The organism is Paenibacillus sp. FSL K6-1330, from assembly GCF_037976825.1.
Taxonomy (GTDB): Bacteria; Bacillota; Bacilli; order Paenibacillales; family Paenibacillaceae; genus Paenibacillus_AQ.
In genome coordinates this window covers 3,590,725-3,610,238 of the sequence record NZ_CP150269.1, presented here as the reverse complement: position 1 = coordinate 3,610,238, position 19,514 = coordinate 3,590,725, and the positions used below count along the sequence as shown (strand labels likewise).

General features: G+C 46.2%; 20 protein-coding genes. 4 read left to right on the top strand and 16 right to left on the bottom strand.

The window, feature by feature from the left end:
• Window positions 1–3: 3 nt before the first annotated feature.
• From NYE54_RS16355 to NYE54_RS16310, 10 genes are all read right to left on the bottom strand, one after another.
• Window positions 4–906: a metal ABC transporter permease gene (locus NYE54_RS16355; protein WP_339273235.1), complete on the bottom strand. Its 903-nt coding sequence runs from the start codon at window positions 904–906 to the stop codon at window positions 4–6.
• Window positions 903–1,841: a metal ABC transporter permease gene (locus tag NYE54_RS16350; protein ID WP_076323423.1), complete on the bottom strand. Its 939-nt coding sequence runs from the start codon at window positions 1,839–1,841 to the stop codon at window positions 903–905. Before NYE54_RS16350 ends, NYE54_RS16355 begins: the two co-directional genes overlap by 4 nt.
• A 3-nt stretch (window positions 1,842–1,844) precedes the next feature.
• The gene (locus NYE54_RS16345; RefSeq protein ID WP_326114982.1) at window positions 1,845–2,573 is read right to left on the bottom strand and encodes a metal ABC transporter ATP-binding protein; all 729 of its coding nucleotides are present in this window, start codon (window positions 2,571–2,573) and stop codon (window positions 1,845–1,847) included.
• Between the two features lies 1 nt (window position 2,574).
• The gene (locus NYE54_RS16340; RefSeq protein ID WP_339273232.1) at window positions 2,575–3,549 is read right to left on the bottom strand and encodes a zinc ABC transporter substrate-binding protein; all 975 of its coding nucleotides are present in this window, start codon (window positions 3,547–3,549) and stop codon (window positions 2,575–2,577) included.
• Window positions 3,550–3,927: 378 nt separating this feature from the next.
• Entirely contained in the window at window positions 3,928–4,515 is a 588-nt protein-coding gene (locus NYE54_RS16335; RefSeq protein ID WP_339273230.1) for a GNAT family N-acetyltransferase, read from the bottom strand.
• A 27-nt stretch (window positions 4,516–4,542) separates the two neighbouring features.
• Window positions 4,543–5,139, bottom strand: a complete 597-nt coding sequence (locus NYE54_RS16330) for an AAA family ATPase (protein WP_339273228.1) — start codon at window positions 5,137–5,139, stop codon at window positions 4,543–4,545.
• 119 nt (window positions 5,140–5,258) lie between these two features.
• Entirely contained in the window at window positions 5,259–5,672 is a 414-nt protein-coding gene (locus NYE54_RS16325; RefSeq protein ID WP_339273226.1) for a GNAT family N-acetyltransferase, read from the bottom strand.
• A 23-nt stretch (window positions 5,673–5,695) separates the two neighbouring features.
• Window positions 5,696–6,088 carry a VOC family protein gene (locus NYE54_RS16320; RefSeq protein WP_339273225.1) on the bottom strand — a complete coding sequence of 131 codons (393 nt, stop codon included), beginning with the start codon at window positions 6,086–6,088 and terminating at the stop codon, window positions 5,696–5,698.
• Window positions 6,089–6,171: 83 nt separating this feature from the next.
• Window positions 6,172–8,208, bottom strand: a complete 2,037-nt coding sequence (locus NYE54_RS16315) for a penicillin-binding transpeptidase domain-containing protein (protein WP_339273224.1) — start codon at window positions 8,206–8,208, stop codon at window positions 6,172–6,174.
• Window positions 8,209–8,243: 35 nt separating this feature from the next.
• Window positions 8,244–8,582, bottom strand: coding sequence for a hypothetical protein (locus NYE54_RS16310; RefSeq protein WP_339273223.1), 339 nt, complete (start codon window positions 8,580–8,582; stop codon window positions 8,244–8,246).
• 140 nt (window positions 8,583–8,722) lie between these two features.
• Here NYE54_RS16310 and NYE54_RS16305 point away from each other — a divergent pair, with 140 nt between their 5' ends.
• Window positions 8,723–10,087: a PLP-dependent aminotransferase family protein gene (locus NYE54_RS16305; RefSeq protein WP_339273222.1), complete on the top strand. Its 1,365-nt coding sequence runs from the start codon at window positions 8,723–8,725 to the stop codon at window positions 10,085–10,087.
• A gap of 43 nt (window positions 10,088–10,130) precedes the next feature.
• Here the strand turns inward: NYE54_RS16305 and csaA are convergent, their stop codons facing one another.
• From csaA to NYE54_RS16290, 3 genes are all read right to left on the bottom strand, one after another.
• A complete protein-coding gene (gene csaA, locus NYE54_RS16300; RefSeq protein WP_339273220.1) occupies window positions 10,131–10,460 on the bottom strand; it encodes a chaperone CsaA in 330 nt (109 codons plus the stop codon).
• Window positions 10,461–10,634: 174 nt separating this feature from the next.
• Entirely contained in the window at window positions 10,635–11,510 is an 876-nt protein-coding gene (locus NYE54_RS16295; protein ID WP_339273219.1) for an arylamine N-acetyltransferase, read from the bottom strand.
• Between the two features lie 115 nt (window positions 11,511–11,625).
• Entirely contained in the window at window positions 11,626–13,047 is a 1,422-nt protein-coding gene (locus tag NYE54_RS16290; RefSeq protein ID WP_339273218.1) for a PLP-dependent aminotransferase family protein, read from the bottom strand.
• A gap of 260 nt (window positions 13,048–13,307) precedes the next feature.
• On the opposite strand from NYE54_RS16290, the gene NYE54_RS16285 reads away from it, so the two are divergent.
• On the top strand, window positions 13,308–13,946 hold the full coding sequence (locus NYE54_RS16285; RefSeq protein WP_339273217.1) for a thioredoxin family protein: 639 nt from the start codon (window positions 13,308–13,310) through the stop codon (window positions 13,944–13,946).
• 266 nt (window positions 13,947–14,212) lie between these two features.
• Window positions 14,213–15,145, top strand: coding sequence for an L-lactate dehydrogenase (locus tag NYE54_RS16280; protein ID WP_213647333.1), 933 nt, complete (start codon window positions 14,213–14,215; stop codon window positions 15,143–15,145).
• An 87-nt stretch (window positions 15,146–15,232) separates the two neighbouring features.
• On the opposite strand, the gene NYE54_RS16275 is transcribed toward NYE54_RS16280, so the two are convergent.
• Window positions 15,233–15,820, bottom strand: coding sequence for a LysE family transporter (locus NYE54_RS16275; RefSeq protein WP_339273216.1), 588 nt, complete (start codon window positions 15,818–15,820; stop codon window positions 15,233–15,235).
• A gap of 120 nt (window positions 15,821–15,940) precedes the next feature.
• On the opposite strand from NYE54_RS16275, the gene NYE54_RS16270 reads away from it, so the two are divergent.
• Entirely contained in the window at window positions 15,941–16,495 is a 555-nt protein-coding gene (locus tag NYE54_RS16270; protein WP_339273514.1) for an XRE family transcriptional regulator, read from the top strand.
• 208 nt (window positions 16,496–16,703) lie between these two features.
• Here NYE54_RS16270 and NYE54_RS16265 read toward each other — a convergent pair whose 3' ends face one another.
• The gene (locus NYE54_RS16265; RefSeq protein ID WP_339273215.1) at window positions 16,704–18,398 is read right to left on the bottom strand and encodes an NPCBM/NEW2 domain-containing protein; all 1,695 of its coding nucleotides are present in this window, start codon (window positions 18,396–18,398) and stop codon (window positions 16,704–16,706) included.
• 21 nt (window positions 18,399–18,419) lie between these two features.
• The gene (locus NYE54_RS16260) at window positions 18,420–19,475 is read right to left on the bottom strand and encodes a LacI family DNA-binding transcriptional regulator (protein WP_339273213.1); all 1,056 of its coding nucleotides are present in this window, start codon (window positions 19,473–19,475) and stop codon (window positions 18,420–18,422) included.
• Between the last annotated feature and the right edge of the window lie 39 nt (window positions 19,476–19,514).

The following is a 19,514-nucleotide window of genomic DNA, read 5'->3' as shown; positions in this document are numbered from 1 at the left end:
TTTTTAGGATACACCGTTCAGTTTCTCTTCGCTGCCGTGCGTATTAAATTTATGAAGATAACGGGAAAGCACGCCATGTCTCGGAGAGAACAGAAAGCTGAGAATAAATACAATTCCTGTGGCAAATGCCATAGAGCCTGAGATGGAGGTGTCCAGCCATAACGCGACATAGTAACCCATGAATGCAGAAATGACGCCGAATGCTCCGCTTAACACCAGCATGATGGAGAGTTTATCCGTCCATAGATAGGCCGCGGCGGCAGGTGTTATAAGCATAGCCACCACCATGATCGCTCCCACGGCATCAAACGATGCAACCGTTGTGATGGAGACCAGCGACATAAATACATAGTGCATGAGTACGACAGGAATGCCGATACTAGCCGCCAAAGCCGGATCAAAGGACGTAATCTTCCATTCCTTATAGAAAGCCAGGATGACGATAAGCACGACGAGGAGCACGGCTGCCAGCATGAAGGTAGCTTTTGGCACCTCCCCTAATAGAGGGACGTGTATCAATTCCCAAGGCACAAACGTAATCTCGCCCATGAGGGCATGCTTGGTATCCAGATGCGCATTGCCCACCTGAGTTGCAATCAGGATGACGCCAATCGCAAACAAGGTTGTAAACACAACACCGATAGATGCATCCTGCTGAACGCCCCGGGAATGAAACCATTGAACGAGGACCGCTGTCAGCAATCCGGCAATAATCGCACCGATCAGCATATGAGGTCCGCTTAGTTCTCTTGTGACGATAAACGCCGTTACGATTCCAAGCAGTACAGTATGACTGATAGCATCAGCCATCATCGCCATTCTGCGCAATATCAGGAACACGCCAACGATACCGCAAGACAATCCGACGAGAGAGGCCGTAAGCAATATCCATCCTGTGTAGGTCATTGATTGCCCCCCCTTTCGGACAGCCGGGGACTTAAAACAGGTTGGTTATGGGAGTCCATATGTTCTTTTTTCTGAGAGCGGAGCTGCAGTGCCTGGATCAGCAACCCCTTCTCAGCACCGAAGATCAGGGAAACCGTGAACAATACAGAAGAGGCTACAACGATAAACGGTCCTGTTGGCCATCCTTTCCCCATTGTGCTGACCAGGGTACCAACAAACCCGGAGCCGCCTCCAAATATAGCCGACAAAATGACCATCATTTTAAAGGATTGAGTCCAATATCTTGCGCTGACGGAAGGTATGATTAGCATGGCCGCCATCAGAATGACGCCGACAGCCTGAATGCCAATGACGATGACGAGAACGAGCACCCCCATATAGAGTGTATTCATCAGACGGCTATTCAACCCTAATCCCCGGGCAAAATCGGGATCAAACAGAAACAGCTTCCATTCCTTAAAGCCAATCGAGACGACCAGAATAACTAAAGCTGCCAGGATGAGCATCGTAAAAACATCCTTACGAACCATGGACGCAGCCTGGCCGAAAATAAAGTTATCCAGTCCGCTCTGATTCCCGCCCGCTGTACGGTTCACAATTGTAAGCAGCATAATGCCCAATCCGAAAAATACAGATAGAATCATGCCCATGGCCGTATCTTCCTTAATGCGGCTGGAGGTACGGATCCACTGGATCATCCAGGCCCCGATTAATGCGCTGGCAGCAGCCCCGAGTATCATCACCAGCAGATTCTTGCTTCCCGTCAATGCAAAAGCAACCACCACACCGGGAAGAGCCGCATGAGACAACGCGTCACTCATCAAACTTTGCCGCTTCCAATAGGCGAGACAGCCAATCATGCCAGCTGCCATGCCCAGGATTAACGTGCTCAATAGCACCCATTGCGTGTTTGGAGATAATAATGAATTCAGCATGCGTTACGCCTCCTTCATCCAGCGAAGCGAACCGCCGTAGGCGCGGTATACATGTTCCTTCGTGAATACGTCTTCCGTCTTCCCATGCGCAATGACCGTACGGTTCAGGAGCAGCACATGGTCAAAATAATCCTCAACCGTCTGGAGATCATGATGGACAACCATTACGGTTTTACCGGCCATTTTCAGATCCTTCAGCGTGGTCATAATAGCCCGCTCGGTTGCAGCATCCACTCCGGCTAACGGCTCATCCATGAAATAGAGGTCGGCATCCTGGACAAGCGCCCTAGCGAGGAATACGCGCTGCTGCTGTCCGCCGGAGAGCTGGCTGATCTGCCGGTCGGCAAAGTCCGCCATGCCCATTTGATCCAGCGATGCCATCGCTTTTTCCTTATGGCTCTTGTTCGGTCGCTTCAACCAGCCCACCCGGCCATATAAACCCATCATGACAACATCCAGTGCATCGGTCGGGAAATCCCAATCCACGGATCCGCGCTGCGGCACATAACCGACACGAGTCTTGGTTTTGCTTAAGCTTGATCCAAAAAATGAGACATTACCGGACAGCTTGGGGTGAAGCTCCAGCATGACCTTTAACAGCGTTGATTTACCGGCGCCATTCGGCCCGACAATACTGGTTAAAGAGCCTTGTTCCACATTAAAGGAGACATGGTGGAGCACTTTATTTTTACGATAGGATGCATTGAGGTCTTGAACTTGAAGTACAGACATTTTATTCACCACTTCCTGTTAATGCATGATAGATTGTTTCAACATTATGACGATACATTCCGATATAAGTTCCTTCCGTTGTTCCCGCTTCGCCCATGGCATCGGAGAAGAGCTCTCCTCCGAGCTTTAAATCCAACCCTTTCTTGGCAACACCTTCAATGACGGCATTAATCGAAGCCGGATTGACGCTGCTCTCGACGAATACGGCAGGCACCTTGTGCTGCAGCAGAATATCGATCGTTCCGTTAATATCCGAGAGGCCGATTTCATCCTCCGTACTCAAGCCTTGTAGTCCGACTACCTCCAGACCATGCAAGCGGCCGAAATATCCAAAGGCATCATGAGCGGTTACCATGACCCGCTGCTCTTCCGGAATCTGACTCAACTTATCCTTGGCCTCGGCTTTCAATTCATCCAACTGGGCAAAATACTTCTGCTTGTTCTCTTCAAAATAATCGGCGTCATCCGGGGACAGCGACTTAAGCTTCTCTACCGCAGAATCGAGCGACGCTTTCCACAGATCGATGTCAAACCACACATGGGGATCGATGGCCTGCGTATCATCCTGCAGCAATTGATCCTTCGGGATAGCATCCGCAATCGCCAGTACAGGTTTGTTCTTACCGATCTGTTCGAATATTTCCGTCATGTTGCCTTCGAGATGAAGCCCGCTATAGAAAATAACATCTCCGCTATCTAATTTTTTGATATCGCCTTGGGTTGCATTATATAAATGCGGATCGACGCCAGGCCCCATCAAGCTCAGTACCTCGACCCGATCTCCTCCGATAACGGAGATGGGTTCCGCAATCTGTCCAATGGTTGTAACCACGCGAATTTTCTTATCCCCCTGTTCACCCGCTGCTCCGTCCTGCTTCACTTCTCCCGAAGCGCACGCGGATAACACCAGCAGCAAACTCAGAATGGCGGCCGCCCCTATAAATATACTGCTTCTACTAGTCCTCTTGTTCTTCATCTTCTTCTCCTCCACTCCACATCAATAATGAGTTTGCTCAATCCTTGGACGATCTTGGACAATCTCAAACCTCGTCCTGCAACGGTACAATTATTTTTCCCTAATGCAACTTTAATTCCTATGTACAAAAAATAATCCATCTTTAGGTTTTTGTCAATGCAATTTTACAAATTCGTACTAGTCATACTTTTTGGATCAGTTCATATCCTCTTGATTTTATTGAATTTCACGTACATACAAAGCTTATTTTTCGTTAAGGCAACATATTTTGTTTCATATAAAATATTTTATAAATTAAATTATGAATGATCTTAAAAACACAAAAAGACGACTTCTCCATTAGAGAAATCGTCTTTTTGTGTTATATTCCAGCTCTCGCTAATACTCCACACCACGAACTTTAGAATAAACCTTCAAATGTGAAAATCCGCCACAATCCCTCAGCATCACATTTCTCAGTGTACCTTCTAATGTAAACCCGCAGCTTTCCGCAACCTTAATGCTTCGTTCATTTAAGGAATCGCAGCGAATCTCGATTCGATTAGCACCCAGATGCTGAATAGCAAATTCCGTGATGCCATCGACTGCTTCCTTCATGAGACCTTGCCCGGTTCGGGAGCTTCTGAGCCAATAACCGATTTCGAAGGTTCTGGCCTCCCAATTCATTCGATGCAATCCGCTGCTGCCAACCAATTGTAGCGTTTCTTTGTCCAGAAGATGCATGACCAGATCGCTGCGCTCCATAAACTGCAGATGAGCCTTTCGCACGTAAGCTTCAGATTCAGACACCGTGGGAATGCTTCTTGCAAACGGAAGCCAAGGTTTAAGCTCCTCTACACTTTCAAGTATGGCTTCATTGATATGCTCTCCGTCACCCCACTCCGGTGCACGGATAGTAAGCCGTTCCGTCTCAAATCTGTCTGGAAAGGACAATAAGATCGGATTTGTTTCCATTGGTGTGTTCATGCCGTCTATCTCCTGTCCATCTACTTGTTATCCAAAAAATCGGATATGCGCAAATTTGGTTTTGATTCGATCGAGTTTCTTCTTAGCTGAGCTGCGATGATCAGGCAATAACTTCACATTTGCCAAAGCGCCAATCGTCTCTACAACCTGGTCGATCGATAAGCGATCTGTGTCGATATGATGCTGGAACAATTCATTCGAGAACCCGCTGATACACCTGTCAATTTGTTGTGCGGCCCATGAATTCGAACCTTCCCCTCTGCTCCGCAGTCGTCTAAGGAGTACTTCCTTGGAGGCGCACAATGTAAAATGCTGTACGACCACGCCATCACGTCTCAAATTACCAACGATTTCATCGAAATATTCCGCGTTCGTTATCGTCATCGGAGTTATGATCAATTGATCCGATTCCTGGTCCAAATACTTAAACATGGAGTAATTAAACTCCCTCCACATCGGATAATGCTGGAAGTCATCGCGTTTGGCATCCCTCGGCACATTATCGCGAATGAAGTAACCTGCATTCTCCGGATCGTACACGTACGAGTTCGGGATTCTTCGCTGAAGCTCATGCGCAGCCTGGGTCTTACCCGAACCGAATGCGCCGTTAACCCATATAATCAAAGATGAATCCCCCTTCTTAACAGGGCAAACTTTTATAAAACCCTTTTATGATACCGTCCTCATATCCGAAGGATTGATAGAATTTTACCGAGGTAAACACTGAATACGAGTAAATTAAACTAGTCTTTCCTACGAAAGTCCGGCATTCGAGTCAACGTTTTTCCGTGATCGCGGACAAAACCATATTGTTCGTATAGACCATGGGCATCCCGCGTAGATAATATACCGAACAAATTTCGGTAATCCTCGTGGGTCGTAATCGTTTCGATTAATTTCTTCCCCACACCCTGCCCCCGATATGCCTCTTCCACAAACACATCACACAACCAATAGACGGTTGCGCCATCTGTCACCACGCGAGCAAAGCCGATCTGTTGGTTGCCGAAATATGCTCCAAAACATGTAGAACCTTCTAGCGATTTCTTGATTTTCTCGTCGGAGCGCTCGTTAGCCCAATAGCTTTGCCGCAAGAAATGTACAATGACGTCCAGATCCAACAAGGAAGGGTCGCTGCTAATAAGGACCTGCTTCATGTCGATTTTCCTCATTCCATCACCTAGTCTCTCTTCCCGGAGCCAAATGCAATCACATAGCCGTCCGGATCTTGAATCGCAAAATCCTTCCACACACCCCAGGCTGCTTCCATTAATACAGGCTCCTGTACCACTTCGGCACCTCTGGAAGTCAGTTCCTCATACAATTCATCCAATTCGTGGTGAGTATCCACGTATGCATATGTATCCCATGGTGTCTCTTGGTCCTTGCCTGTTGGATTGGGTGTGACATCTGTACTCGATTTCGCCTGGATCAGCTTGAAGCCGAGCGCAAAATCATCCCTTACCGCCCAAACGTCATTCACTTCACAACCCAGCACTTCTTCATAGAACTGTTTGGAACGGGTAAGATCTGATACCAATCGAACTTGGACTGCAAATTGAATCTTGCTCATAAGATCATCTCCGACTATTTTTTATTCCATATTACAACCGTCCAGTTCGCTTAACAAGAGCTTTTCGTTAGCTTATTATCAAGCTATTTTTTCCCGTAATATTTTCGCAAGATCGGCGCGACTTTGTTCACGACATACCCGCTGCCTCCCCGTCCTTCAACATGCTCTACCATCATCGCGAGCAGGAGCTTGGACTCTGTCGTGTCAAACGCAACGAACCAGCCGTTCTCCTGTCCTTTTTCGGCTTTGCTGATTTTCAGTTCGGCAGTTCCCGTCTTGCCTGCAATTTCAATACCTGAAATATCAGCACCATGTCCGCTACCTTTGGGATCCTGAACCACATCAACGAGCATATCCTTGATGATCTGGGCAGTGTGCGAATCCAACACCTCTCTTGTTTCCTTAGGCCCTTTCTCTTGCTCTGATGAATCTAGCACAGGCTGAATTAGCTTCCCGCCATTAATGAAGGGAGTATAAGCCAGTGCCAAATGTAAAGGACTCATGAGCACTTCCCCTTGACCATATCCGGAATCGGCGAGCTGAATTTCGTTTTTCATCCCCTTATTAGCCAAGCTTGCTTTCGGAAAAGGGAATTGAAGCGGCAATGCCTCTTCGAAGCCGAACTTTACAGCTTCCTTCAATAAAGCATCTGCACCGATCTCCAATGCTTCCTGCGCCAGATAGATGTTATCTGAATACAAAAGAGCATCTCTCAGGTTCAGGACGGGAACTTCCTTCACGCGAGTCACGTAATAATTTCCCCAGCTCGGGTCTTTAGACCAACGCAAGCCGTGGATCTCCCTGACCTTTCCAGGGGTAGTGACCCCAAGCTTCAGACCAACCGCAGCCGTGATCGGTTTAAATACCGAGCCCGGAGCATACAGCTTAGTAAAACGATTCATTAGCGGCTTATCCGGATTGTGATTCCATTCATCCCACTGCTCTGACGATAATCCAACGATGAAAGCATTGGGATCATAGGACGGGCTGTTGACCAATGCCAAAATTTCTCCGGTCTTGGGGTTAATGGCCGCTGCGGTACCTGCATCCTCACGAAATGAAGCATATATGGATTGTTGAAGTTCAGCATCAATGGTTAAACGGATATCCTGACCATTTACCGCTTTCTTCTCGGCTACGATTTCTTTTACCTGACCCGAGGAATCCACGATCGATATCCGCTTACCGTCCCGGCCGCGCAACACCTCATTATATACTTGCTCGGACCCTGATTTACCGATAAGTTCATTCGGTCCATACTGCGCCTCGGGTGCTTTGGTCATATCCTCCTTCGTCACTTGTCGGATGTAGCCTGTTAGATGAGCTGCCGCCGCACCGTAAGGGTAGACTCGAGCACGTTCATTCTTCTTTTCAACGCCTGCCAAATCACTATAATCCATTCTGCCCTGCTGCGCATTCAGGTTCAAGATGGGTACGAACAGATCGTCTTTCACCCACGCCGCATCCAGCTTTCGCTTTATAATCTCGGTCGAAATTCCCAACCGTTCAGCCAACATATCCAAGGTCTGTTCTCCATCGTCACCCAGCTTCCCCGGAATAATACCGATGACCTCAATCGTGCCATTAATGGCCAAACCGTGACCATTACGATCCAAGATCTCTCCCCTGCTGGATGGTAACGTCTGCACATTCACTTTATCCAAGGCATCCATGGCCGGCAAAATCAAGGAAGGATGCCATACTATTCGCCAAGACAGGTTCTTAGCCTTGGTTTGATTGTCCTCTTTTAAAAGCTCAAACGAACCTTCTGCCTGCACCCGACCTGCCGATGTTTCCAATTGGATTTGGTAGGGATAGAACACTCGCTCATCCGTTGTTTCGCTTCCTTCCTTAGGCGTAAAGTCAGGCTTTATGGTGAGGTCTTCTGCTCCAATCCCTTCATAGATGGTCTGTAATCGCGTTGCAAATTCTTCCTTTGTCATCTCCTGTCTGGACTCCTGTGACAGCAGATCATACATCGATTCATAGCTGCCTTCTTCCCACCATTCCACATACTGTTTCGCAATCTCTGTCGGATCCGATTCCTTGTTGCGATCACAACCCGTATGTATTAGCACTAAACTCAGGCACAAGAAGACCCCTATCCATTTAAAATACATCGCTTCCACTCCTCAGATCCCATAATTAATCGTCATTACATCGTTCTCCAAACGATAAAAATGATCATGATCATGACACAATCCATCCCAATCAACATCAACAACTTGGCATGCTGTTTCCGATGAAACGTTATCCCCGTTTCTATTAATGCAACAGCAAGCAAGCCCCACAGAGAGACCTCCATAATCGGAATAAGGAGGATAACCCAGATGATGGCAGCGTTGCTCACCATCAATAATAAACATAAAATGATGGCAATGATCGGAGGGAGCAATTTCACCCTTGTCGATTTCTTCGCGCGATATGCCCACAGTTGAAACAATCCCAACCCCATAAGTGTCAATACATATTCATTACGTAAAAAAGAGTCCATCCTGATCCCTGCCTTCTCAATTAACAACAATCTCTAACCAAAGCATGCTGTATTGTAGAGTATACTTATAGTGTATTGTTGTGAGAATGCATGTTTTCCGGCTCTGTACCCGTACAGAACGATTGGAGGAATTACGAGATATGAAATACACCGACATTATAAAGTCAATTGAACGTCAAATACAGGGTGGACTATTGAAACCCGGCAGTAAGCTGCCATCCATCCGTGCTTTGACAGAATCCTATTCATGCAGCAAAAACACAGCCATACGGGCCTATGCTGAATTGGAAAAGAGACATATCATCTATGCTGTTCCCAAGAGTGGTTACTATATCGTTGAGGGCAGAGTAAACATAAACCGCTCGAATTCCATGGATCAAGTGATCGATTTCCGATCTGCGGGACCTGACAAAACGATCATGCCCTACCGAGACTTTCAGCATTGCATGAACCAAGCGATTGAAATATATAAAGAAGAGTTGTTCACCTATTCCCAGATTGCGGGTTTGCAGTCGCTCCGTGTTGAGTTAGCACGGCATTTACTCGACTTACAGGTCTTCACGGTTCCTGAGAGGATCTTTGTGGTGTCTGGTTCGCAGCAAGCGCTCCATCTGCTCGTCTCCCTCCCTTTTCCTAACGGAAAGAACCATATCTGCGTGGAGCAGCCCACGCATTTTAGCATGATGGACTCCCTCAAGATTCATCAAGCCGTGACATACGGGATTGAGGTTACGAAGGACGGAATTGACCTTGGGCGGCTGGAGGACATTTTTAAAACTCGGGATATCAAGTTTTTCTATACGGTCTCCAGGTTCCATAACCCTACAGGCTACAGCTATTCCAATGAGGAGAAGAAGCGGATTGTTGAACTGGCGCAGAAGTATGATGTCTATATCATTGAGGATGACTATATGGGAGATTTGGATCCGGATTCTAAACATGATCCGATGTTTGCCTACGATCCGTCCGGTAGGGTGATCTACACGAAGAGCTTTTCCAAAGTCATGCTCCCCGGACTAAGGCTGGGCCTGGCCGTGATCCCCGAAGAGATGAGTGAAATATTCCAGCGAGCGAAGCACGCTGCGGACATACATAGTCCCGTGCTCATGCAAGGCGCACTCGAAATTTATCTGAAGAACGGGATGTTCCGTGCACATATTCAGAAGATGAGGCAGACCTATAGTAAAAAAGGGGCTTTGCTCCAGCAGGCTTACCAAACTCATCTGCCGCCCTTCCTATCCTTTACGGGTTCGCCATCCGGATTTTATTCCACGATCCAGCTGCCGGAGCCATTGAAAGCATATCAGTTGGTTAACCATCTGGAGAATGAGAACGTTTATGTTCAGGATGCCAGCAGCATGTTCTTGCCTGAGTTTAAGAACGAATACATGATACGACTGAGCGTATCTCAGGTGAAGGAGGAACTAATCGAAATCGGTGTTCAGAAAATTGCAGAAGAAGCCGCAGAATTGTTGAAAAGGCGAAGCGAGGTGAGGTTCATCTAGTCGGACCAAGCCGCAAGCGACCGGACCGACAGATGAAATAGGTTTAAGCGATGGGAGTTCCATTCGGCAGATCGACATCCGGCTTCAGAAGCACGACGTCTCCCTGTTCCGGTACCCCGCCGAGGACGAGCACTTCGGATTGATAGCCCGCAATGCGTCTAGGCGGAAAATTGACGATAGCTACCACTTGATTACCTATGATGGTGTCCGCCTCATATCGATTCGTAATCTGGGCACTTGTGCGTTTGATCCCGAGCGGGCCGAAATCAATCTTCATTTTTATGGCCGGAACGCGCGCTTCCGGGAAAGGCTCTGCTTCCACGATCGTCCCGATCCGAATATCCAGTTTGGTGAAATCATCGATGGTTGCCATGAATAAATCTCCTTACAGCTAGGGTTATGAGGCGAATCAGGCTTCACAACCCGAATTTTATGTACCATCTTACCACCTGTGTTTCTGGGTATTCAAGTGACAGATTGGTTTAGCGTGTTCTATGCCGCAATAGACACCTCAAGAACCGAATTAAGGAGTAGCATTCGACGTCTTCTATACTCGCTCATTCTCCATAAGCTTCATCCAATTCTGATGCTGCTTGCATACCTTAGCCCATATCAGGTCCCGTTCGATTATGGAATAGTTGACGAGCGGCTCATTAAATATGTCCGCCAGGATCTCGAACCATTCCGACTTCGATGAAATCTCTACCATATCCAGGGCGTTGCCGCTCCACTTTCTCCATATGCAGCCTTTGAGTTCATTCATGCCCAGCTCGTGCCGTTGCCTGACAATGAACAGATCCATCCATGGAGATTCCGGTGATTGGCTATAAAATGCATGGTTTGATTTAAACATATCCAGGCTGTTCACAACATCAGGGGCATAATCTACGCCTACATAAGAATAATGGGGATCATGAATCAGCCTCCAGCCACAATCCGTTATGCGAGACGGCTCAAGCACATATCGAAAAGGTCCCTGTATATATTCTCCGAATTTCAATGGGATCGGCTCCCAGGGCATATCGCCCAGACCGACATCTACGAGCCACCGCTCTTCTTCTCCAAGTTGTTCATGCAATAGACTTACCGTTATTCCGAGATGAAAGCCGTTAATCCGAGGTTCTTGTCCTAATGCCTGTACTCCAGCACGATGCCAATCCACCTTATAACCTAAGGCTCGAAGAAGCACGGTAAAGGCTCCATTCAGATGAAAACAATACCCGCTTCGATGCTGGATCATCAGTTGTATTGATTCTTGTATATCGATGGATGTCGGCTTCCCAGCAAAAATATCCAAGGTCTGCCAAGGTATTCGCTCCACATGGGCTTTATGGAGCTCGAACAAATATTCCTTCGTAGGAGCGTGAATATCCGAGATGCCTAAACGGTTTAAATATGCCTTTACCTCACTTTGGGTGATCATAGCATGCACTCCTACTTTTTTTGCTTATCATAAACAACAAACTGACCCTTATGAAAGGGTCAGTTTTGATATTTTATAAAAGACAGGTTAATAACATACTGTGTTCATACAGTGTTCAATCCATGTTCCAAGCCTTTTGCAGAAGCCGAATTCCCGATTCCATTTCAGCTGCGGTCAAGCTTGCAAATCCCATGTATAACCTCGGGAACTGGTTCGCATCTTGCTCGTGGTTCATCCACATTTTTCGCAGGTCATATACGATAACCCCGACTTTCGCGGCCTCCTGAATCAATTCTTCTGAGGTCACTTCCTTTTTAACGATCAGCTGAATGTGGAGTCCTGAACTCTGACCGGTAACTTCAACAAACCCGCCAAGGTAAGTCTCGATCAACTCAATCAACTGATGATGTCTCTTCCTGTACAGATTACGCACTTTACGAATATGACGGTACCAATGCCCCTGTTCAAAAAACGCGGTCATTGCCCACTGTTCCACGCGTGAAGGGGCAAAGAACACTTCCTGCCGCATGTGGGATATTTGATTCAGCAGCGCCGGTGGCAGAACAAGATAGTTCATTCGCAATGTCGGAGTCAACACTTTCGAGAAGGTGCCGGCATATATGACTCGCCCGTTATTATCCAATCCTTGCAGGGAAGGAATGGGTTTTCCCTGGTAGCGAAACTCGCCGTCATAATCATCCTCGATAATGTATGCGTTTCTGGCATGGGCCCACTCCAGTAATCGTTTCCGCTCCGGATAAGGCATGATGCTTCCCGTCGGGAATTGGTGAGAAGGTGTGACATATACGAGCTGTGCGTGGCTGCACTCCAGCTGGTCAAGCGAGATTCCCTTATCGCTAAGCGTAATCGGAAGTAAATCGCAGCCATTCAGTTGAAATTGATCTCGTACCAAGCTGTAACCCGACTCCTCAAAAGCAATATGCCTAAGCCCTGGCAGCACTCTGGCAAGAAGCCCCATGCTATAAGCTGTTCCGGCGCCTATCACAATTTGATCAGGTGTTGAATGAACCCCTCTGGAATTCCGTAAATATTCGGAAATCACCGTGCGAAGCCCGTGTTCACCCTGCGGATCTCCATACATTCCAATTTCACTCACATGTTGTTCCAGCGCTTCCTTCAGTATTTTATTCCAGGTTCTTACCGGAAAAGACGCTTGATCTAATCGAGTGGGATTAAAGTCAATAAACCCATGATTCGAATGCGCATAAGAATGCATGACAGACAACGTTGTTATAGAAGGAGGCTGCTGCTCATGGTGGTATGATAGTTCCTTATATGGATTCATGACGTATAGCCCCGACCTCGGTTTGCTGACCACATACCCTTCTGACGTTAACATGTGATAAGCCGTCTCGATCGGCGTTTTGCTTATATTGAGCTGCAGCTGGAGGGCACGAACGGAAGGCAAACGTTGTCCGTCGAGAATGGTGCCATTACGGATACCCTCACGAATTTGCTGATATAACTGCTGGTATAACGGGAATTCGCTTTGCTCAGGTAGAAGAATATCAAACAAGTTGGACCACCTCAGGCATTCTTAATAAAATTCACTGGCAATGATAGATAGGTTTACTGAATTATACATTAAATCCAGTCCAAGTTGCTCGTCCCCCGTCACGAAGCTCTTCAATCGATCATACAACATTCATTAACATCTGACTTTCTTAAACAGATAAAAACTGACCATTTTTATGTGGTCAGTTTTGTTTTAAGTTAATGCAAGCTTGGATGTATATCAATATGAATCTATTACGTTATGAAAGGACGTATGATCCTATGACTCATCCCATCCATCTCCAACACAAAATCGGCCAGGGTTTAACGCCTCTACAATTTATGGAGAATATGAAGATTCGGGAAATGAAATTGAGCAGCGTCCCTAATACGAAGGAATTATTTAGACAGGTATATGATCGCTTCCAGTGGGAGAATAAAGAGAGTGAACAATTCTTCACTTCGGAGCGAAACCCATTCAACCAACTGCACTGCCTGATTCTCTGTACGGATTGGTGTCCGGATGTCATATGGAATGTTCCTGTACTGTTTAGAATATTGGAATATAGCCGTATCCCGTCTGAAGTGCTCATCATGGAAGATCATATGGAGACTATGGATCTGTTTCTCACGGATGGCGGACGCGCCCATCCGATTGCAGTTTTTCTCCATGCAAGCACCGGAGAGGTATTCGGAACTTGGGGCGCTCGACCGGCATACATCCAGAACGTCATGGACGAGTTCAAAAGGAACTATCCCGATAAACAAGCCTCAGCCTATCAAGAACAACTGGACCAAACGTACAAGAAGATCGGCGATCTCTACCATGACGGTAATGAATATCAGAAAGTCATGATTCAGGAATTAAAGCAACGATTCACTTCGTTTATACGTGAGAGAATTGCCGATAAGCACTTATGACCACCTTTGGCGAAAGTGTGATCCCCTCCCCTTGATTCAATATGTAATGTAGGAGTGTGGTTTCTAACATTGTCAAAGTTACATAATGAACATGCAGGATGAAATAAATCACATTCCCGCTGCTTAAATCTTCCTGAATATGTTATCATTACTATCGACGATGCCTTAGGGAGTCACAGTTCGCGCAGCCACTTAATAAGGTAAGTCATTAGAAGTACAACCATTCACCAAATTTCATTAACTCAGTACAAGGGAGAGAAACACTTATGACAAAAAAAGAAGCTCAGCGCCCGTCCCGCGTGGTGATCATCGGTACAGGAGCTGTAGGAGCAACGACTGCGTACACCTTATTCTTGCGAGAGAGAGTATCTGAACTGGTATTAATCGATGCGAATCATGACAAAGCTCTTGGTGAAGCCTTGGATATGAATCACGGTCTCCCCTTTGCCGGAGGCGTGAAGCTTTGGGCTGGAGATTACAGCGATTGCAAGGATGCAGACATCATTGTCATTGCCGCAGGCTCCAACCAAAGACCTGGCGAGACCCGAATTGATTTATTGAAGCGCAATACGGCGATATTTGACGACATTATCCAAAATATCGTGAAATACAATGATCATGGCATCATTCTTGTGGCTACAAATCCGGTTGATATTTTGTCTTACGTCACGTTGAAGAAGAGCGGCTTCCCGGTCAATCGCGTAATCGGTTCCGGTACCTTGCTGGATAGCGCCCGTTTCCGGTATTTGATCGGACAAAACAAAGGCATTAATCCGCGCAGCATACACGCCCATATCGTCGGGGAACACGGCGATTCCGAGCTGCCGCTCTGGAGCATTGCCAACATCGCGGGGATTGGGATCGATCTGACAGACGGGGAAAAAGAGGATATTTTCGACCGCACCAAGAATGCGGCTTATGAAATCATTAACGCCAAGGGCTCCACTTCCTATGCGATCGCCTTGGCGCTCGATCGGATTATCGTCTCCATTTTGCAAAACGAAGGTTCCGTTCTCAATGTATCCACGCTGCTGACGGACTACCACGGTGTGTCTGATGTATACTTAGGCGTACCTTGCGTGGTTGATCGTACAGGGGTTCGGGAAATTCTGAATCTTGAGTTAAATGACGAGGAACTAAACCAGTTCCATGCATCCGCTAACAAACTGAAAGAACAAATCTCCAACATTTTCGAATAAAACAAGGCAAGGCTTTCCGAATGAGTAATCCGGGAAGCCTTGTTCTTTTAGTTAAAGCGTCGATGACACCACGATGAAGCGAGCGTATCAGTTGGCGGCATAAATAGAAAATGCGCTGTAAAGCAGAAGCAATCCCATCGATATATTAAACGGGCGCTCATATCGGGTTAACAGATGCTGGAACAGCGAACCGAACAACGCCCAGGTCATGTTGGCACAAATGCCGACGATCGTGAGCAAGAACGAGTATGATAACAACTGCGCATGGGATGTGGAGATGGGCATGACGAAAGTCGATATGGCCGTAATCCCGTATAAAATAACCTTCGGATTCATGAACTGAAAGATGAATCCGAAGTAAAAGGTATTGAATCCACGCGCCTTATCATCTGCATCTTGCGGCTTGCTCTGCATGATTTTAATAGCAAGATAGATCAGGTACAGGCATCCGATGATATTCATGACAAACCTAATCTTCGGGATGAATGGATATAATACCAGATTGAAATAGCTGGACAACAACATAATGACCAGGCATCCAGCCGCTACCCCTCCGATAAAGCGCATTGTTCTTTTAAATCCGTGGCTCCGTGCATTCGTCATCGAAATGATATTATTGGGGCCGGGCGTAAAAGACGCGACAATGGCATAAGTCAACAGCGGAACGATGAACACTCGCTCCCTCCTTTCACATATGTTATAGTAGTTATAATTGTGCGTTATAGCGTCCGTACGTTATAATTATACATTATGTTCGTTATAACGCACAACCTATAAAAAAGGCGGTGTATGATGTTGAAGCCCATTCATTTAATACTGGCGAATAACTTGAAGCTGCTAAGGGAGCAAAGGAAGCTAAGCCTGGATAAAGTCGCGGAGATGACCGGAATCAGCAAGACGATGCTGGGTCAGATCGAACGCGGAGAATCGAGCCCCTCCATAACAACCGTATGGAAAATCGCGAACGGATTAAAGCTTTCTTTTACATCATTGATCAATGAGCCTCATTCCGAAACGGTCGTGGTATCTCAAGAAGAGGTACAAGCGCTGGTAGAGGATAACGGAAAAGTTCGGATTTATCCATATTTTCCATATGAGGACGGACGACGCTTCGAGATGTATTCATTAGAAATGGAGCATGGCGGTTATTTAAGTGCAGAGGCTCACATTGAGGGGACGGAAGAGTTTATTACTGTTTTCGAAGGAGAGCTTACCATTCGTGTCGATAACGAGGAATATACGGTGACTCCAGGTAAATCCATTCGGTTTAAGGCCGATAAACCTCATGTTTACCATAATTCCGGCACCTCCATAAACCGGTTAAGCATGGTGATCCATTATTCCAAATAACCAGGAGATTTGAAAAAGCAGCAGCCCCCTCCATAAGAGGGAACTGCTGCTTCGTATATTGTTCCGATGATGAGTCCGGCCGGTATCGCAATCAGACTGCCAAAGGGTCCAGCCGAGCGTTCATGTATGTAATTCAAGGTATGCATAGCACCCCAAATCCGGAAATGACCGGAGATGGGGTGCCTTTTGACCCTTTTTATTAGCCTTCCTAGCTGTTTACATCGGATCTGGCAATATGGGCATTTGCCCAATCCGCATGGTCGTAGCCAGTGCCGTCTCCGCCATCAGTGACGACCAGTTTCAGTACGTTTGCGCCGGAGATATCAGCATGAACTTTTTTGGCGGAATCAGATCCGGTAACAAGCCCGCTGTCATATACCTTCTCGCCGTCTGCCCAAATTTGAAAGACGACCGACCCTCTATTTCCAACTTCATCATCGATTCCGATATCTGAGGTAAATGTCGAGAAGTTGCCGCCTATATAATAAGCAATCTCAGCATTCGCATGCACACCTAAGCCTTTCGTATATTCTTCGCCGCCAATAGTTATGGTTTTTCCGTCGTCTTTTGCTTTTTCACCGTTGCTTTGATCCCGTTCTACGGGCCCCCAATGATTTGCGGAATGAATCCATTCCACATCACTTACATAAGAATCGGCAGCTGGGAGCCGTTCTGGTATCCATACTATAGAGTCGGCACTCCATTCTGTTTGCTTATTCTCCCCATATTCAAATGAAACGGCTGCATCTAATTTTGCGAATCCAGGCCCAGCAATATCAGGGGGCGTCACACGCCAATCTGTATCAATCGAACTTCCAGGCGAAAGATGGGTGACCAGAGGATCGGTTACTGCCTCTACACTCCAACCATCAGGGGCCGTTAAGTCCACTTGGATGGCCTCGATCGTGTTTTGTCCATAATTTGTAAATTTTGTGGTTAATAGGGCGGTTTCACCCGGAATAACGTAGTTATTACGATAAGAAAATGTTGTTGCCGATTGGACATCAATCGTGTAATGCGCTTCGGGAATCCATTGCTTACGGTAAAAGTCACGTCCTTGGACTACGACCCTGTCATCGTAAATTTGCACATACAATCCTTGGCTTTCGTCCCAGTTTACTGTCGGTGCGAAGGTTGTATAATAGACAGAAGCTGTATTGATGCTCGTAAATTCATTCTGTGTTAGGTTAATATTTGGAAGTCGCATATCCCGATGGGTATGGCCAGAGAATAAAATAACTTGCGGATACTTCGAGAAGAGATCGGTTAGACGCTTTTCTGCTGCTTCATATACGGCGGAAAGGGGCTGATGAAGAAAAACAAACATAGGCTTCTCGCTCTTGCTGCGTTTTTCCAAAGTATCTTCCAGCCAATTCAACTGCTCGTCGCTCAGATAGGCATCGTCTTTGGCGGGAGAATCGACAGGCCCCCAGCTTTCAGAGCCAAGGAATATAAAAGGATAGCCTTTCACCATTTTCTCGTAATACACATGCTCCTCTTCGATAAAGTCTGCGAACCGACTGGTGTTCACCTCATTTCCAGCTCCATTAAAAAACTCATGATTCCCAATGGTCATATACAGATTCATCGGTTTAGGAGATTGATCAAGAAGCTCGCGAGCCTTTGCATATTCTTCCGGATAACCGTTATTCGTTATATCTCCGTTGATGACCATAGCATCTGCCTGCGGGTCAATGGAATGCAGATCGTGAAGCGCTTTCAAAAGCTTGTTATGAGAGAACGATGTATCCCTAATATGCAGGTCACTGATCACTTGAAAGGTTGCTTTTGGTTTTTTATCATTTGCTTTTATGTCCTCTTGGGCTGATTGCGCGTGCACTGGAGCACCCAAGGGGAAAAGCATACAAGCGGCTAAAGCGAGACAAGCCATTACTTTTTTCATTATTATACCCTCCTCAAACGTTCATATAGTTTTCACTTCGCTTTTCTCGGTACAGCTACTGCGGACCATTAGTTTTGTCGGCAAATAGCTGATCAATGGCAAAGGTATCCCCCCTTCCATGCGCTGAAGCAGTAATTTGACTGCGATTCTCCCCATTTCCTCCTTGTGAACCTGTACCGTTGTTAACGGAGGGTTAATGAATTCTGACATTTCGACATTATCAAAAGAAACAACAGATATATCATTTGGAATCGATAGCCCATATTCACCAATTGCCTTGTACGCCCCAAATGCCATTTTGTCGCTAGCTGTAAATACGGCCGAGGGCGGACTCTGCGTGTTTAAAATTTTTTTCATGGCTTCATAGCTCTTGGTCAGATCAAAGCAGCCGTCTTGAACCCACTCCGGAACAATGTCAAGATGGTTCAACTCCATCGCTTCTTTATATCCATAGAAACGTTCTTCTTGATCAATCGGCATTCCAACTTGAGAGCTTCCGCCAATATAAGCGATATCTCGATGACCAAGATCTACCAAATATTGAACTGCTTGCATTGCCGCATTGCGAAAATCCACCGTAACATAATCAATGTCCAGCTTAGGTATTCCGCCCACCGATATGACAAATGGAACCCGATTATTAAGCTCATCTATAAAATCATGCTTAAGCGGTCCGATACAAATAACTCCTAAGTCACTCTCGTTCATATCCCCAAATAAATTGAAATTGAAAATATCTTGCACCTCAAATGTAAAGTCCAATATACATTCTTGATCAATCAATTCACTTTCGATCCCGTAAATGATTTCTGAAAAATAAGGATCTTGGTATTTAGCTTTTACATCATATAAAGCGAGTCCCACTCTCTTTGGAACTTTTTTATTCACTGAAAAATTTTCGTTTTTTTGCAGTGAATTGTTAAACTTATGGTAACCCAGGTCCTTGGCAGCTTGAATAATGCGCAGACGCGTTTGGTCGTTTACAAGTGCTGTTGAGTTTGCGTTGTTTAAAGCCCTCGATACAGAAGAAATAGATACATTTGCATGGTCGGCAATGTCTTTTAAAGTTATTTTCATTTCGGCATAACACCTGTCTATTGAAATTTTGGAAAACGC